Origin of the sequence: Methanocorpusculum vombati (assembly GCF_026891935.1) — an archaeon.
GTDB classification, from domain to species: Archaea; Halobacteriota; Methanomicrobia; order Methanomicrobiales; family Methanocorpusculaceae; genus Methanocorpusculum; species Methanocorpusculum vombati.
Map to the genome: position 1 here is coordinate 24,398 of NZ_JAPTGC010000007.1, position 14,272 is coordinate 38,669.

Consider the following 14,272-nt stretch of genomic DNA (forward strand, 5'->3'; position numbering starts at 1 on the left):
CTTTTTTTCGGGTACGATGAAAGAAGCGTATGATGTTGTTGTAGTGGGCGCAGGACCTGCAGGTTCCATGGCGGCACATGCTGCCGCTGCCCGTGGTGCCTCGGTCCTGCTGGTTGAAAAGCGGCCTGCAATCGGCGCTCCGGTACGGTGTGCCGAGGGCATTGTAACCGCAGACCTTGCCGAGTTCATGGATCCGGATCCGAAATGGGTTTCTACGGTTATCCGAAAAGCCCGGTTCATTGCGCCGGACAAATGTAGTTTCACGATTACCGGAAAAACCGGGAATGAAGTGCTTGGCTATACGCTGGATCGGAAAATCTTTGATCGCGATCTGGCACGGAAAGCAGCCGATGCGGGCGCGGATGTTCTGGTCCACGCACGTGCTGTTCCTTTCATGGAAGAGGGCAGGCTTTCAGGTGTGATAATCCATCAGCATGGAAGGACCTGCGAAGTCCGTGCGAAAGTCGTGATTGCAGCTGATGGTGTGGAGTCGAAGTTTGCAAAGTTTGCGGGTATCAATACAACCGTGCCTCTCGCCGATCTTGACTCGTGTGTGCAGTATCTGGTTACCGGCATTGACATTGAGCCGGAGACGAATGTCTTTTACTGGAGCAGCACGGACTGCCCGCACGGATACATCTGGATATTTGCCAAAGGTCCGCGCTGTGCAAACATCGGCATAGGAATCCCGGGGACAAAATCCGGTGACGGTCACCGTGCGAAGGATTATCTGGATCGGTTCATGGAGAAGAACTTCCCGGACGGTAAAATCACGGAACTGATTGCAGGTGGTGTCTCCACCTGCAAGCCGCTTGAATCCACGATTGCAGATAATCTGATCATCTGCGGTGATGCTGCGCGGCTTTCTGATCCGTTCACTGGTGGAGGAATCTACCAGGCGCTGTATTCAGGGCGTCTTGCCGGCGAGACGGCAGCGAATGCAGTTGCCCAAGACGACTGTTCCCGGCAGGCGCTGACTGCCTATGAGAGGACCTGGCGTCAGAGCCGTATGGGAACGTTCCTGTCACGCTCGTATCTGATCAAAGAGGTGTTCTTCCGGATGGATGATTCCCTGCTGAATGCGGTGATTGGATCCGTTCCGGATCTGCATCTGGACGAGGTGACCATCCCTTCCGTTCTTGCGGCGATGCTGAAGAGCAATCCCTGGCTTGTGGTCAGGTTCCCGATGCTCTTTCTGCGCCGAGGATGATTCCTTCGGGACTATTTTTTTCCCTCTGTTTTTTGTATATTTTTCCGGACGGATGCCTTTGTACTACTGAAAACATCTCACTGCATTTGGGATTGTCATAACAGAAATCAGAAAAAGAAGTGCATCGACCGGGACTCGAACCCGAGTTTAGGCGTTGGCAACGCCTAGTGATAACCACTACACTATCGATGCGTGTGTGCCTTACAAGATTGGCAGAATTCGCATATATACATTACGATTCCCTATTGTCCGTCAGAGTCCGATCCAGGCCCAGGAACCGGTTACTGCACAGCAGATCAGGAAACCGATGATGGCTCCCGCGTTAATATACGGAAGGCCCGGCTGCGGTTTTCCGGAGTTTAAGGGAATCATCAGCGAGCACAGACCGATAATACCGCCGATCAGGGCGCCGAGTGCGGGAAGTGCAATTCCTGCCACGGAGAGAATACCCTCGCCGCCTGCATACACCTGTGCGGAAACCACCAGAATTGCCGGCATGATCATATCCCCCATTCCTATCATGTAGGCGCCGCGTTCCTCTTTACTGTCCTGCAGGGAAAACCCGGAGTTCCGGTAGGAGTAACTGCGGGTTTTGGGAACAATAAACATAATCGGCATTTTCTGGCGGAGAACACCGTCCGCAAGCGTCAGCATATGCTTTGTCCGGTGTACCGAAACCGCATCGTATACAATCAGCAGAATCAGCAGAATCAGTACCGGAATAATCGAAAGTGAAATGCCGAAGATCGCCGCACAGCCTGCCGAGATAAGAATTCCCGAAACATTGATCACATACCACTCCGGCCGGTACCAGAGCAGCAGAATCACGATCACCGCAGCGGCAATCCCGATCCACGACGCAGGAAGTGTCGGGACATAGGAAAATATCAGCGACGAGACGACATAGTAGATTACCAGTGCCAGACAGATACCGATAATTGCACTGATAACCGTCTGCGCTTTCCACTTAATCAAAAGTAACAGGAGCGCAGTGAACACGAGCATAATAAACAGGAACACAAACGGATTTGCGATCGAATCCGGATCCTCAAATGCACCCAGTCCCGCCTGCGTAACCGGGTAGATCAGCAGAAGCGACAATAGCCCGGTCGCAAGCATCAGGAGGAGCATGCCGGAGTACGGCACAAGAGAACGGAGGGAAAATTCACTCATGTATAGGTAACTTAATATTTTAGCGGTCTCCTTAGTTAAAATATGAATGTTCGTCGTGAAAGCCTTCCGGGAATCCTGCTGGAAGTTCTGCTGGTAATTGTCATGGCAGTCTCCGGCCTTGCTATCATTATCCGGCTCTGGCAGGACGCTTTTGTCGCAATTGGGGTTGAACTGCTGATTATTTCCGTGGGCCTGCTGCTGCTCTTGATTCTTTTCCGTCTCCGCCGTCTTGAAGAACAGAGCGCAGCACGTGAACGGGTCATGCGCAGTAACCTCGAAGACCTCGGGCGTCAGATGATCCAGCGGCAGGATGCCACCTCGCTGAAAGTTGTTGAGGCAGTTGAGAGCATCAAAAGCAGAATGTACCGGTAGGCAAAACCATGGGTGTTGCACTGCGGCCGCTCATTGCGGATTATAAGGAATCCCTTGCATGGGATCAACTCGGCGGTACCGCGGCCATCGATGCATACAATGCCCTGTACCAGTTTTTAAGCGGTATCCGTCAGCCGGACGGAACCCCGCTGATGGATGACGAAGGCCGCATCACATCCCACCTGAGCGGTCTTCTGTTCCGCACCGCAAATCTTGTGGAAAAAAACATCACGCCCGTGTACGTGTTTGATGGAAAGCCCCCGGCATTTAAGGAAGCAACCCTTGCCGAACGACGTGTCATTCGTGAGAATGCAAAAGAGTCCTGGGAACGCGCCGTAAAAGAAGGCGATGAGGATTCCGCACGCAAATATGCAATGGCCTCCTCAAAAGTTGATGCATTTATCACCGACTCCTCCAAGGAACTTCTGACGGCTCTTGGCATTCCCTGGATTCAGGCTCCCGAGGAAGGGGAAGCACAGTCTGCATATATGGCCGCCGCGGGAGATGTTACCTACGCGGTGTCGCAGGATTATGACTCACTGCTGTTTGGAACACCGAAGCTTCTCCGCAATCTTACTGTCTCCGGCAAACGCCGCCTGCACGGGAAGTATGTGCCGGTTTATCCGGAACGACTGATTCTTGCGGAAGTCCTGAACGGTCTGGAAATGACGCAGGTCGAACTGATCGCCTCCGCCCTTCTCATCGGTACCGACTACAACAGCGGTGTAAAGGGTGTCGGCCCGAAAACCGCGGTCAAACTTGTTCGCGAAGGAAAGTTTGCCGAACGCATTGTCGAGTCGGAGAACGCTGCAGATCCGGAGGAACTTATCCGCTACTTCCTTGATCCTCCGGTGGAAAAGAACTACACCATTGCAAAAAAAGCACCGGTACAGGAAAAAGTCTTTGAAATTCTCTGTGAACAGCACGGTTTCTCGGAGGACCGGGTATCCGCAGGGCTGGAACGTCTCGGCGCAAAAAAGGGCCAGGCAACTCTCGACTCCTGGTTTTAACGTCTTGTCTGGTTCGTATAATCCTGTTTTGCTGCAATCACCGCACGGATTCCGCCGCGGGGATTTGGCACGTCCCCGATATACCGCGGAATTAGATGCAGATGAACATGCATCACCGTCTGGCCTGCGGCCTCTCCGCAGTTTATCCCAAGATTGTAGCCGTCGGGTGCATATGTTTCATCCAGCAGATCTTTTGCCTGGTTCACAAGCGCGAGGACCGCCGTCTGCTCGGCGGGTGTGAGATCAAACCAGGATGCAACATGCCGTCTGGGAATTACCAGCAGATGGCCGGGTGAGACCGGATAGAGATCATCCTTGGCAAACGCCAGATCATTTTCCAGAAGAATTTCATCCGGATTGCAGAAGGGACAGTCTGTCATAAAAAAAGATTATTCGATTGATTTCCTGCCGAATATCCGGTCACGCATTGCAGTCAGCTCCTCATAGTATACGACCCCGATGTCGCGCAGCGTCGTAACCATTGTCGGGTTCAGTTTGAAGAGCAGATAGGCAATACCAATCAGCACGACAACTGCGAGGAGTTCGCAGAACACGTTGTGTGCCCAGAAGAAACTCGCATAGCCGTACATCTCCGGTTCCGGGAACCATTCCTGGAACCAGGGATACCACTGCTGCGTGTATGCGGTTACCACATACACATTGCGGAAGATGTTCACCACAAAGATCGGTATCGTTACCAGGAAGAACAGAGCGATTTTCCTCTTCCAGCTTGACGGAATGATGGCCACAACACCGAGAAGAATGGCAATCGCCTGAATGCCGGTGCATCCGAGAATAACCTCAACCTGGAACCCGAAGGTGTTGCCCGGCAGGACCTCTCCCATAAAGATGTTCCAGGCCGACATGGTGTACGGTGTTCCGATTGCGGTAAGAACAACTGCCACCAGATCCACGACCACACTGATCAGCCAGTTTCCCAGAGCCGGAATGAATGCAAACGGTGCATAGATCAGATATGCAATGGATGCGGCATATGTCAGGCGGCGGATATAGTAATCCTCCATGAGCAGTCGTTTTACGGTTATGTAAATACACGGCAGGGCAGCGATCGCAATTATTGGATAGACAAAGTTTCCCTCCTCAAAGAAATGGGGGAACATCAGCAGGAGCACTGCCTCCATGGTAATCCATCCGGTACTTGCCACATACTTCTGATGCTTTCCCGGAATCAGAAAGAGCAGGAATGCAATACAGGAAAGGATGACAACGGCTTCAATCAACTGCTCCAACATAAGAACTGGTTACACTGTTTGCCGTGATCGATAAAGAGGGTTTTGCTGGAGGACTATGTTCCCGGATATGGTCAGAGTATATAAGGTTTCAAAACAAATATTTAACTCTATGATGTTCTGTCCGAAATGCGGGAAATTAATGAAGTCCAGAGACGGCAAACTGACCTGTGCAAAGTGCGGGTATGCAGAGGAGATCAGCTCGGCAGAGAAGGAACAAATGAAAAAAGTTGCTTATATGCAGGAAAATGACATCCTTATCGTTGACGAAGATATGGATATCGAAACAAAACCGACCTGTGCCATCAAATGTCCGAACTGCGGACATGGAATTGCCGAGTGGTGGCTTCGCCAGCTTCGCAGTGCGGATGAATCGGAGGTCAGGTTCTTCCGCTGCACCAAATGCAAACACACCTGGCGTGAATACGATTGAGTCGGTATGCAGGGGAGAGGGGGATCTCCCATCTGATTTTTTTTCTGTACGATCCCAACCGAGTTTTTATATAGTTACCTGTTTTAGATATAAATATGTCAGGCCTGCCCGATGAATCATTGAAGATCGAAAATGTGGTTGCCTCCACAAAGGTGAATGATAAACTGGATCTCCTCGTTCTCGCAGCGCAGATCCCCGGCGCAGAATACAATAAACAACGGTTTCCGGGTGTTGTTCTGCGGATGCAGAACCCGAAAATTGCTGCACTGGTGTTCGGATCGGGCAAGGTTGTGCTTACCGGTGCAAAAAGCATCGACAGCCTCAACAAAGGCCTTGAGTATCTGGTAGGCCTCCTCCGCGACCTCAATATTGAGATTGTGGACAATCCTACCTACAGTATTCAGAATATTGTGACCTCCGCCGATCTGGGTTCGCGCATCAATCTCAACAAGATCGCAATGAGCTTCAACCTTGACAAGATCGAGTATGAACCGGAACAGTTCCCCGGTCTTGTCTATCGGCTGGACGATCCAAAAGTTGTTGTCCTGCTGTTTGGGTCCGGAAAACTGATCATCACCGGCGGTAAAGTGCCTGAGGATGCAAAGCGGGCGGTTCAAAAGATTTACAAAGATCTCTCCGATCTGAAAATGCTCTGATATCTCTGGATCACGGGCATCCTTTTCCCTTTTTTTCTTATAGACGGAGTTGGAGGCATACGGCAGATTCATATCGGCCGTGCCGCACGGGTGACACTATCCGGACACTCAATGTGCATCAGACAGAATGGTATGGACAAGCCGGGACTTTTGGAGCAACGCCGGATACAGCGGCAATGATATAAATTTATACGGTGTATAAGTACAGTATTATTAACGACCGTCACACTGGCAATGTTCGGGTGTGTCAAGGGGTATTACAGATGTTAAAAGCAACAATAGATGCAGATATTTTCCGGGAGACGATCGATGCTGTCTCTGCACTGGTAAACGAATGCCGACTTCACGTCGATGAGCGCGGCATCCGCACAATCACGGTTGATACCTCCAACGTTGCCATGGTGTCCCTGGAGCTTGAAGCCGGTGCATTTTCCGCCTATACGGCAGAACCCGCGGAACTCGGTCTTGACATCGAAAAGATCCGGGCAATGATGGGCATGATCGGCAAGACCGATTCCGTTGCACTTGAACTTGATGACACCGGAAAAAAGCTGAAGATTAGTTTCGGCGGATATGAATACTCCATAACTCTGCTTGACACGAAGACCATCAGAAAGGATCCGAACGCGCCGAACCTTGACCTTCCCGCAACGTTTGAGGTTGCAGGTTCCATGTTCTACGACGCAATCAAGGCCTCTGCAATGGTCTCTGACAAGATCTCCTTATCCGTAAACCCGGATACCCAGGTCTTCACCCTGAATGCCGAAGGTGACAGCGACAGAATCAAACGCGAACTTGCAGGTGACGATGTCCATTACCTCTCCTGCGCTGCGGCACGCTCACTTTTCTCCCTTGACTACCTGAAAGACATGGGCAAGTCCATCAGCAGAGCCGACAAAGTACAGATCCGGCTCGGCAACGACCACCCGGTACAGTTTTCCTTTGTTTATGCAGACGGCAAAGGCAAGATCGGCTATCTGCTTGCCCCGAGAATTGAGGCAGACTAATTATGCGTCTCGCCGTTGAGCCGCGCGACCTAACCCACTATCCTTTTTTGAAAGAGTCCCAGGAGTTTCTTGCCGCACGCGGCATCAAGATGCATGACTTCACTGCATCGGCCCTCGGACGGAAGTATCTCGACACCGCAGTCGAGCGGGTAGCCTGTGCCATCGACGGAAAAGAAATCTATCCTGAGTCACAGGATGTTGTTGCCGACATTGCGACCTATGTACTTGCACGCGTTCTTGTCTCCTGTATCAGGGACCGCAACCTCATCGAGAGGCTTGCACGCATGGAAGCAAAACGGGTGTACTTCTACATCCATGACGAGGAGAATGAAAAACTCAAGAACCATGTCTGTGAGACACTCGGGATCACCCTGGGTCTTGGAAAAATGCCGGTGATCAAATATGTGGAACTTGCCTCAACCGTCCGTGAACCGAAGTGGCGTCTCATTAACCGTGATGTGGATGCCGGGCAGGTTGCAATCTCCGACGATGAACAGGACATACTGCTGCGGGAACGCATCAGAAAAATTCTTGTGTCCCAGCTGCCGCTGACCATTCCTCCGTCGATGGAACATGAGTTTGCGCCGTGGTGTGAAAAAATCACGGCTGCTCTGCAGGAGAGAACACTTGCCGAGTTCGGGGCAATCGATGAATCAGCATACCCTCCCTGCATTCAGGCGCTGATTGCGGGAGCTGCGGCGGGTGTCAATCTTTCGCACTCGGGCAGGTTTGCGATGACGGCATTTCTGAACAATATCGGCATGACACCCGCACAGGTTGCGGGTATTTTTGCCCGGAGTCCTGACTTTAATCCCGATATGACCATGTATCAGGTGGATCATATCACCACGCATGAGTACACGACACCCGCCTGCCAGACCATGCTGACGCATGGTATCTGTGTAAACCGTGATTCGCTGTGCGACAAAATCGCCCATCCCCTCAACTATTATCGTTCCAAGAAAAAACTGCTGGAAAGAAAGCGTCTCCGGGAAGAAGCCCAGGCACAGACTGCTGCGGAAAAATCTGTTCCGGAAAAGCCGAAGGAATAACGATAATTCCGTAAATATTTATAGCCTCCGTCAATACATCTAAGGAGTAAACCATGTGGAGTCATGGAGGAGCAATTTGCCAGTAATACCCTATCCTGAATCAGCGAAGCAAACCCTGTATTCTATGCTAAGATACGGGGCAGAGCGTGCAGGAAGCACGCGTCCTGCTCTTGCCTATTACGGGAATCATATCAGCTACGGGGAACTTCTTGCCGAGGTTCATGCGTGCGCTGCCGGTCTTCGTGCCCACGGGGTACAACGCGGGGACTTTGTTACCATCTTCCTTCCCAATATTCCGCAGTGTGTTGTTGCAGTCTATGCGGTCAATCTGATCGGTGCGGTCTGCAACATGGTGCACCCGCTGTCAACCACTGGTGAGACCGGATACGCGGTGGATCTGACCGAAAGCAAGTACGTACTGACCTGTGAGATCAATGAGGCTGTCTGCTCGGGAATGGATGTGGAGATTATCCGGTGCAGAACCCCCGCCTACTTCCCGAAAACGCCGAAAGGCTATCTCATGGGATGGGTGTATCGCCGGGCGGTCCGGAAATGTCTCAACGGGGAAAATGTCAGGAAGATCACCGAGTGGGAAGATCTCATGAAAGAAGGGCGTGCCGCAGTTGCCGCGTCCGGTGTTCCGGAGATGGCAGGTGCTCCAAAAGATACCGCAGTTATTATGTACACCGGCGGTACGACCGGGACTGCAAAGGGGGTGATGCTGTCCAACTTTGCGGTAAATGCGGTTGCAATTCAGCTTGTAGTAGGCATCGGCGGCGAGGAGATTCATGCGGGCGACGGATTTCTGGCAATTCTTCCGATGTTCCATGCATTCGGTCTTGCGGTCACCGTCCATACGCCGCTTTCCGCAGGTCTGAAGGTTGCCCTTCTGCCGAGGTTTGATGCAAAAGAGTGTGCCCATACCATTCTTTCGGAGAAGACCGCATACATTGCCGGAGTCCCTGCGATGTATGAACGGATGTACCGCGAGTTTGAGGGAAAGGATCTTTCGTTCATCAAGTTGATCGTTGCGGGCGGCGACAGTGTGGGCGGCAGTCTGATCAACCGGTACAACCAGCTTCTCCGTCAGGGTGACTGTAAGGTGAAGTTCCGGCCCGGCTACGGACTGACCGAAGCATGCAGTGTCTGCGCGTTAACGGCGGACGGCTACCGTACGGTTCCTACGGGCTGTGTCGGCATTCCGCTGATGGGAAACAGGGTCTGTACCGTTGAGCCGGGAACCACAAATGTTCTGCCGGACGGTGGGGAAGGGGAACTGTGTCTCTTAAGTGATGCGGTGATGACCGGTTACTATCGTAATCAGGAGGCAACCGATGCGGTTCTCAGGCGGCATGAGGACGGAAAGCTCTGGCTGCACACCGGAGATATTGTAAAGATCACCCCGACCGGTGACATCTGTTTCCGTTCACGGCACAAGCGCATGGTGAAAGTGAACGGTTATAACGTGTATCCGATGATGATCGAGGAGGTCATGCAGACGCATCCTGATGTGCAGGAGGTCTGTGCGATCGGCATTCCCTGGAAACATGATACCCGTATCAAGCTGTATGTCACTCTGAAGCGGAAGATGGATCCTGCGGAGGCGGAACGCAAACTCATTGAGTATGCGGTGGGGAGGCTGAACCGGTGGAGTATTCCCGCGGCGGTTGAGATCGTTTCCGCTCTTCCGCGTACCAAGATGGAAAAAACCGATTACCGGGCGCTGGAGGAGATGGAACTCCGGAAAAACGCGTCCCGCTGAATCAAAACAGCATAAAAAATATTTTTTTTTTCTGAGGTTTCAGGCAATTGCTTTTTTAATGATGGTCAGACCGGCCACGGTCAGGTACACGACAAACAGTAGTAATGCGCCAATATATCCGTATGCCGCAGGCATGACCATCGGCAGGGCAAACAGCAGAATGCCGAATACGATCAGGGCAGAGACCCCGACAATGATATCCAGAACCCATCCTTTCATGGTTATATGAATTGGCGTGTGTGCTTTTATGAGTTTTGATAACGCAAGTATTAGGTATGGAGAAAGATGAGGCGCTTGCCCTTCTGCATGCACATGTGATGACGGATTCGCTTCGCGGACACTGTATTGCGACCGCCGCTGTCATGAAGGGACTTGCCGAGGAGCTTATGGAGGATGCCCGTCTCTGGGAAATAATCGGTATTCTGCATGATATTGATTTTGAGGAGATCGGTGAGGATATGACCCGGCACGGACCTGCGGGATACGACATCCTGAAGGCTGCCGGGGTGGGTGACGAGATTGCCGGGCCGATCAAACGCCACAACCATATGCTGTTTTCGGGAGAGTACACAACTCCGGTTGAGATCTGTCTGCAGGTTGCCGACAGTGTGTCGGGCCTGGTAATTGCGTGTGCGTATGTGAAGGGCGGTAAAATTACGGAGGTCACCCCAAAGACGGTGACAAAGAAGTACAAGGCCGCATCCTTTGCTGCAGGCTGCGACCGCAGCCGGATTGCACTGGGTGATGCACTGGTGCCGCGCGAACGGATGTATGAAATTGCAATTCGCGAGATTTCCGCGGTACGGGATCAGCTCGGGCTTGCGTAATCCATGTCAGCGAAGGAACAGTCCGTGGTGCTGAAGGCTCTTCAGCAGGCGCACGGCCGTGTGATGAATATTCCCCGCTATCTCCTGCCCTCCGGCGGTGTGGCGCTTGCGTATGCCGTGAAAAATCCCCGCGACATGAAGGATATTGCAGTGGTCAGATCGACCGGAATCGGGTTTGGCACAGATGATCTCCTCGTCCGTGTACTGCTGACGGTCGTCAGGTTTGATGCCGATATCCGCGCGGTAGGGTGTATCCGGTATACCGAAGAGATTGCCGGGGTTGTCCGGGAAACCCTGCGTGATGTTGCCGAGTATGATCCGGTGAAGTTTCCGCCGGGAATATCCAGTATGGACTGGGGTATTGCCTCCTGCTGTCGTGACGGAGTGCCGCTGGTGATTATTGATAGTGGTACGAAAGGAGCCGAGCCGCTGATCCGTATTCTTGGCTCCACTCCTGAAGAGGTGGCAAACAGAATACTTATCATATCAGAACGACTTACATATACAGACATCTGAGGAATATCGCATGGGAATTAAGCCAAGCTATATCAAGAGTATGGGCGTCGCCCTTATGGAACAGCACGGAGCAAGCTTTAACAACAGCTTTGACGACAACAAGAGAGTTGTTTCCGAGATCACCACCATTGAGAGTAAGAGCATCCGCAACCGCGTTGCCGGATTCATTACCCGCAAGGTCAATACCCACAACCGCCGCCGGTAATTCTCAAAATCGCAAGGTACCACCTTGCTCACCGCTTTTGCGGTCCTGCAATACATTCATGCGGGAGAGTTTTCCTTTTGCGGGGGATTTCGCCTTCCCGGCACAAAAACATTTTTTCTTCTGTTTTGTGTTCCGCCGGTTTTTTCTCCGGGAGAGCTGTCAGCCTGTTTTCTACTGACAGGATTTCCGGAAATTCATGATCCCGGCAGCACCTGTATCAAGCGAAGGTACATGTAGCTTCCGCACCCAATTCATAGGTACTATGTTCGAAGGTGTGATTCCTGCACTCATCACTCCGTTCCGTGATGATGCCTCACAGTCCCTTGATATCGAGGGGCTCCGGAGCTGTATTGAGCATGTAATCTCCGGCGGTGTTCACGGTCTCCTGCCCTGCGGCTCGACCGGCGAATCTGCCACGATGACGCATGCTGAGCACATCCGTGTTATTGAAGAAGCCGTGTCCGCCGCAAACAACCGCATACCCGTTATTGCCGGAACCGGATCCAACAACACTGAAGAAGCGCTTCTCATGACCCGTGCTGCAAAAATTGCCGGAGCGGACGGTGCCCTCCTGATCAGTCCCTACTACAATAAACCAAACCGGAGCGGTCTTCTCAAGCACTACAAAAAAGTTGCCGATATCGGTCTTCCCGTTGTGGTGTACAACATCCCCGGCAGAACCGGTCAGAACCTGCCGCCTGATCTGATCATTGAGATGGCGAAAACAATCCCCAATATCGTTGCCGTCAAAGAGGCAAGCGGCAACATCGATCAGATGATGGCCATTATCCACGGTCTTGAAGGTGTGGAACGCGAGTATCCGTTTGTCCTCACCTCCGGTGACGACTCACTGACGCTGCCGGTGCTTTCCATCGGTGGTCAGGGCTGTATCTCCGTTACCGCAAACATTGAGCCGAAGCGTATGGTTGCCATGTATAACGCCTTTGTAAAGGGCGACATGGACGGAGCACGCAGAATCCACTATGAACTGATGGAGCTGTCCAAAGCGATGTTCATGGATGTAAACCCGGTGCCGGTCAAGCGTGCCGCAGAGATCCGCGGACTGATTGCCTCTGGTAATGTCCGGCTGCCGCTGGATTCGCTGACCCCGGAGATGACTGAAAAACTGCGGGAGGTGCTTTCTCACTATGACTAAAGTAATGATCTGCGGTGCAATGGGCCGCATGGGCACAACCATCGCCAACATGGTTGTGGAAAATCCGGAACTTGAACTGATTGGCGGTGTTGATATCCGTCCGGGACAGATTCTCGGAAAGCCGGTGGTGGAATCGTCCGGTCTTGCAGCGTTTATCGAGGAGTACAAACCGGACGTGATGATCGACTTCACGGTTGCCGCGGCAACCATGGTGAACGCAAAAATTGCCGCAGCCCATAATGTAGCCCTTGTTATCGGTACGACCGGTTTCACCCCGGAGCAGGATGCGGAGCTGATTGATGCAGTCAAAGGTGTGCCGGTCGTCAAAACGACGAACTTCAGCGTCGGTGTCAACATCTTCTGGGAACTGGTTCGTGAAGCCGCAAAGAGACTCGGCGATTATGACATTGAAGTGATCGAAGCCCACCACCGCCACAAAAAAGATGCACCGAGCGGAACGGCCAAGACCATTCTGAAGGTTATCGAGGAAGAGGTTGGCAGGCGTGAGGAGATGTACGGCCGCTGCGGCATGACCGAACGCGGGAATGAGATCGGTGTTCATGTGATTCGCGGGGGGGATGTGGTCGGCGATCACACCGTGCAGTTCCACCAGAACTATGAAACGATCGAGCTGACGCATCGGGCATATGATCGTGCAGTGTTTGCCCGCGGTGCAGTTCGTGCGGCTGCCTGGGTTTCCGGCAAAGCTCCGGGTCTCTACACCATGAAAGAAGTTCTCGGGCTGTAACTCCAGGTATCTTTCCCGGGGATGAACGGTTTTTTTGTTCCCCGGTCGAAACCTATTTTTATTTCTGATTGAAATACAATAAGAACTATTTGAGGTATTTGAAATGGTAGCAGTAGTTAATAAAGACAAGTGTACCGGCTGTGGAACCTGTGTGGACATCTGCCCGGCAGCAGCAATCGAGCTTGACAACGACAAGGCAGTTGTGGACGCCTCTGCCTGCGTTGACTGTGAGACCTGTGTGGATGAGTGCCCGGAAAGCGCCATCCACATGGAATAAACTCACTTCCACCATTTTCTTTTCTTTTTCGGTTCAATTCTGCCGTGCATATTTTGCGCCTGCATACCAACGCTTTTTGTCTCTCCCGACAAACTACTACTATGTTACCGCAGAGAAACGAGTACTCAAATGAGGCCGAGTATCTCTATCACAAGTCACTGATTCTGGAAAATCCGTCTGAGATGGATCCCGTTCTCTACTTTTATCTCATTGATGCTGTCGCGCATCTTGATTATACGCTGAGCTCTCTTGCCTACAACCCTGATTCAATCCGTTGTGTGATGACGGCTGAGTATCTCCGCCGCCGGGTTGATCTGGCAAAGGAAGGGGACAATGCGCTGTTCCCCGGATTTATGGTCTGGTTGCGGGATACGAACCAGGAGATGTTTGAAAATACGCCAATGCTCTGGCAGCTGATATATGATCCGGACGAGTGCACGCGGTATGTGGGATTCCGGATCGTTCTGGACCCTGCGTCCCGGACACCGCTGCCGCCGCAGTTCTTCCGTGACATGGCCGACGATATTTTCTCCCAGCAGGTTCTTCGGAGCATGTATCCGGCAGGTGCACTCGGGAAACTGTTTGCTGAGTACAAGGCAAAACACGCCGCGAGGTAAG

Annotated in this window: 19 protein-coding genes and 1 tRNA gene; 15 read left to right on the forward strand and 5 right to left on the reverse strand. The window is 52.2% G+C overall.

Annotation, left to right across the window (positions count from 1 at the left end):
* Positions 1-16 precede the first annotated feature (16 nt).
* Entirely contained in the window at positions 17-1,210 is a 1,194-nt protein-coding gene (locus O0S09_RS06015) for an NAD(P)/FAD-dependent oxidoreductase (protein ID WP_268923066.1), read from the forward strand.
* A 120-nt stretch (positions 1,211-1,330) separates the two neighbouring features.
* On the opposite strand, the gene O0S09_RS06020 is transcribed toward O0S09_RS06015, so the two are convergent.
* Together O0S09_RS06020 and O0S09_RS06025 are read right to left on the reverse strand one after the other, a co-directional pair.
* Positions 1,331-1,402, reverse strand: a tRNA-Gly gene (locus O0S09_RS06020).
* 60 nt (positions 1,403-1,462) lie between these two features.
* Complete coding sequence (locus O0S09_RS06025; protein WP_268923067.1) at positions 1,463-2,383, reverse strand: presenilin family intramembrane aspartyl protease PSH; 921 nt, start codon at positions 2,381-2,383, stop codon at positions 1,463-1,465.
* A 42-nt stretch (positions 2,384-2,425) separates the two neighbouring features.
* Between O0S09_RS06025 and O0S09_RS06030 the strand changes: the two genes are divergently transcribed.
* Both O0S09_RS06030 and fen read left to right on the forward strand, forming a co-directional pair.
* A complete protein-coding gene (locus tag O0S09_RS06030) occupies positions 2,426-2,755 on the forward strand; it encodes a hypothetical protein (protein WP_268923068.1) in 330 nt (109 codons plus the stop codon).
* An 8-nt stretch (positions 2,756-2,763) separates the two neighbouring features.
* The gene (gene fen / locus O0S09_RS06035; protein WP_268923069.1) at positions 2,764-3,765 is read left to right on the forward strand and encodes a flap endonuclease-1; all 1,002 of its coding nucleotides are present in this window, start codon (positions 2,764-2,766) and stop codon (positions 3,763-3,765) included.
* On the opposite strand, the gene O0S09_RS06040 is transcribed toward fen, so the two are convergent.
* Both O0S09_RS06040 and artA read right to left on the reverse strand, forming a co-directional pair.
* Entirely contained in the window at positions 3,762-4,145 is a 384-nt protein-coding gene (locus tag O0S09_RS06040) for an HIT family protein (RefSeq protein ID WP_268923070.1), read from the reverse strand. The two genes, fen and O0S09_RS06040, sit on opposite strands and share 4 nt — an antisense overlap.
* Before the next feature lie 9 nt (positions 4,146-4,154).
* A complete protein-coding gene (artA, locus tag O0S09_RS06045) occupies positions 4,155-5,018 on the reverse strand; it encodes an archaeosortase A (RefSeq protein ID WP_268923071.1) in 864 nt (287 codons plus the stop codon).
* Positions 5,019-5,127: 109 nt separating this feature from the next.
* On the opposite strand from artA, the gene O0S09_RS06050 reads away from it, so the two are divergent.
* From O0S09_RS06050 to O0S09_RS06070, 5 genes are all read left to right on the forward strand, one after another.
* A complete protein-coding gene (locus tag O0S09_RS06050; protein WP_268923072.1) occupies positions 5,128-5,448 on the forward strand; it encodes a transcription factor S in 321 nt (106 codons plus the stop codon).
* Between the two features lie 95 nt (positions 5,449-5,543).
* A complete protein-coding gene (locus O0S09_RS06055) occupies positions 5,544-6,104 on the forward strand; it encodes a TATA-box-binding protein (protein WP_268923073.1) in 561 nt (186 codons plus the stop codon).
* Positions 6,105-6,367: 263 nt separating this feature from the next.
* On the forward strand, positions 6,368-7,111 hold the full coding sequence (locus O0S09_RS06060; protein WP_268923074.1) for a DNA polymerase sliding clamp: 744 nt from the start codon (positions 6,368-6,370) through the stop codon (positions 7,109-7,111).
* A gap of 2 nt (positions 7,112-7,113) precedes the next feature.
* Positions 7,114-8,163 carry a DNA primase large subunit PriL gene (locus O0S09_RS06065; RefSeq protein ID WP_268923075.1) on the forward strand — a complete coding sequence of 350 codons (1,050 nt, stop codon included), beginning with the start codon at positions 7,114-7,116 and terminating at the stop codon, positions 8,161-8,163.
* 124 nt (positions 8,164-8,287) lie between these two features.
* A complete protein-coding gene (locus O0S09_RS06070) occupies positions 8,288-9,925 on the forward strand; it encodes a class I adenylate-forming enzyme family protein (protein WP_268923076.1) in 1,638 nt (545 codons plus the stop codon).
* A gap of 39 nt (positions 9,926-9,964) precedes the next feature.
* On the opposite strand, the gene O0S09_RS06075 is transcribed toward O0S09_RS06070, so the two are convergent.
* Positions 9,965-10,144: a hypothetical protein gene (locus O0S09_RS06075; protein ID WP_268923077.1), complete on the reverse strand. Its 180-nt coding sequence runs from the start codon at positions 10,142-10,144 to the stop codon at positions 9,965-9,967.
* A gap of 56 nt (positions 10,145-10,200) precedes the next feature.
* Here O0S09_RS06075 and O0S09_RS06080 point away from each other — a divergent pair, with 56 nt between their 5' ends.
* The 7 genes from O0S09_RS06080 (at position 10,201) to O0S09_RS06110 (ending at position 14,271) form a co-directional block, all read left to right on the forward strand.
* Complete coding sequence (locus tag O0S09_RS06080) at positions 10,201-10,752, forward strand: HD domain-containing protein (RefSeq protein ID WP_268923078.1); 552 nt, start codon at positions 10,201-10,203, stop codon at positions 10,750-10,752.
* A 3-nt stretch (positions 10,753-10,755) separates the two neighbouring features.
* Complete coding sequence (locus O0S09_RS06085) at positions 10,756-11,268, forward strand: thiamine-phosphate synthase family protein (RefSeq protein WP_268923079.1); 513 nt, start codon at positions 10,756-10,758, stop codon at positions 11,266-11,268.
* A gap of 10 nt (positions 11,269-11,278) precedes the next feature.
* Positions 11,279-11,473, forward strand: coding sequence for a 30S ribosomal protein S17e (locus O0S09_RS06090; RefSeq protein ID WP_268923080.1), 195 nt, complete (start codon positions 11,279-11,281; stop codon positions 11,471-11,473).
* A gap of 262 nt (positions 11,474-11,735) precedes the next feature.
* Positions 11,736-12,629: a 4-hydroxy-tetrahydrodipicolinate synthase gene (gene dapA, locus O0S09_RS06095; protein ID WP_268923081.1), complete on the forward strand. Its 894-nt coding sequence runs from the start codon at positions 11,736-11,738 to the stop codon at positions 12,627-12,629.
* Entirely contained in the window at positions 12,622-13,377 is a 756-nt protein-coding gene (dapB, locus tag O0S09_RS06100; RefSeq protein WP_268923082.1) for a 4-hydroxy-tetrahydrodipicolinate reductase, read from the forward strand. The genes dapA and dapB overlap by 8 nt, the downstream gene beginning before the upstream one ends.
* Before the next feature lie 103 nt (positions 13,378-13,480).
* Complete coding sequence (locus O0S09_RS06105; protein ID WP_268923083.1) at positions 13,481-13,654, forward strand: 4Fe-4S binding protein; 174 nt, start codon at positions 13,481-13,483, stop codon at positions 13,652-13,654.
* A gap of 101 nt (positions 13,655-13,755) precedes the next feature.
* Positions 13,756-14,271: a hypothetical protein gene (locus O0S09_RS06110; protein ID WP_268923084.1), complete on the forward strand. Its 516-nt coding sequence runs from the start codon at positions 13,756-13,758 to the stop codon at positions 14,269-14,271.
* Position 14,272: the final 1 nt, after the last annotated feature.

What these genes read in the sequence shown, in the direction of transcription:
- O0S09_RS06015 (WP_268923066.1), top strand. Translation starts at nt 17, where the DNA reads ATGAAAGAAGCGTATGATGTTGTTGTAGTGGGCGCAGGACCTGCAGGT.
- O0S09_RS06025 (WP_268923067.1), bottom strand. Translation starts at nt 2,383, where the DNA reads ATGAGTGAATTTTCCCTCCGTTCTCTTGTGCCGTACTCCGGCATGCTC.
- O0S09_RS06030 (WP_268923068.1), top strand. Translation starts at nt 2,426, where the DNA reads ATGAATGTTCGTCGTGAAAGCCTTCCGGGAATCCTGCTGGAAGTTCTG.
- fen (WP_268923069.1), top strand. Translation starts at nt 2,764, where the DNA reads ATGGGTGTTGCACTGCGGCCGCTCATTGCGGATTATAAGGAATCCCTT.
- O0S09_RS06040 (WP_268923070.1), bottom strand. Translation starts at nt 4,145, where the DNA reads ATGACAGACTGTCCCTTCTGCAATCCGGATGAAATTCTTCTGGAAAAT.
- artA (WP_268923071.1), bottom strand. Translation starts at nt 5,018, where the DNA reads ATGTTGGAGCAGTTGATTGAAGCCGTTGTCATCCTTTCCTGTATTGCA.
- O0S09_RS06050 (WP_268923072.1), top strand. Translation starts at nt 5,128, where the DNA reads ATGATGTTCTGTCCGAAATGCGGGAAATTAATGAAGTCCAGAGACGGC.
- O0S09_RS06055 (WP_268923073.1), top strand. Translation starts at nt 5,544, where the DNA reads ATGTCAGGCCTGCCCGATGAATCATTGAAGATCGAAAATGTGGTTGCC.
- O0S09_RS06060 (WP_268923074.1), top strand. Translation starts at nt 6,368, where the DNA reads ATGTTAAAAGCAACAATAGATGCAGATATTTTCCGGGAGACGATCGAT.
- O0S09_RS06065 (WP_268923075.1), top strand. Translation starts at nt 7,114, where the DNA reads ATGCGTCTCGCCGTTGAGCCGCGCGACCTAACCCACTATCCTTTTTTG.
- O0S09_RS06070 (WP_268923076.1), top strand. Translation starts at nt 8,288, where the DNA reads ATGCTAAGATACGGGGCAGAGCGTGCAGGAAGCACGCGTCCTGCTCTT.
- O0S09_RS06075 (WP_268923077.1), bottom strand. Translation starts at nt 10,144, where the DNA reads ATGAAAGGATGGGTTCTGGATATCATTGTCGGGGTCTCTGCCCTGATC.
- O0S09_RS06080 (WP_268923078.1), top strand. Translation starts at nt 10,201, where the DNA reads ATGGAGAAAGATGAGGCGCTTGCCCTTCTGCATGCACATGTGATGACG.
- O0S09_RS06085 (WP_268923079.1), top strand. Translation starts at nt 10,756, where the DNA reads ATGTCAGCGAAGGAACAGTCCGTGGTGCTGAAGGCTCTTCAGCAGGCG.
- O0S09_RS06090 (WP_268923080.1), top strand. Translation starts at nt 11,279, where the DNA reads ATGGGAATTAAGCCAAGCTATATCAAGAGTATGGGCGTCGCCCTTATG.
- dapA (WP_268923081.1), top strand. Translation starts at nt 11,736, where the DNA reads ATGTTCGAAGGTGTGATTCCTGCACTCATCACTCCGTTCCGTGATGAT.
- dapB (WP_268923082.1), top strand. Translation starts at nt 12,622, where the DNA reads ATGACTAAAGTAATGATCTGCGGTGCAATGGGCCGCATGGGCACAACC.
- O0S09_RS06105 (WP_268923083.1), top strand. Translation starts at nt 13,481, where the DNA reads ATGGTAGCAGTAGTTAATAAAGACAAGTGTACCGGCTGTGGAACCTGT.
- O0S09_RS06110 (WP_268923084.1), top strand. Translation starts at nt 13,756, where the DNA reads ATGTTACCGCAGAGAAACGAGTACTCAAATGAGGCCGAGTATCTCTAT.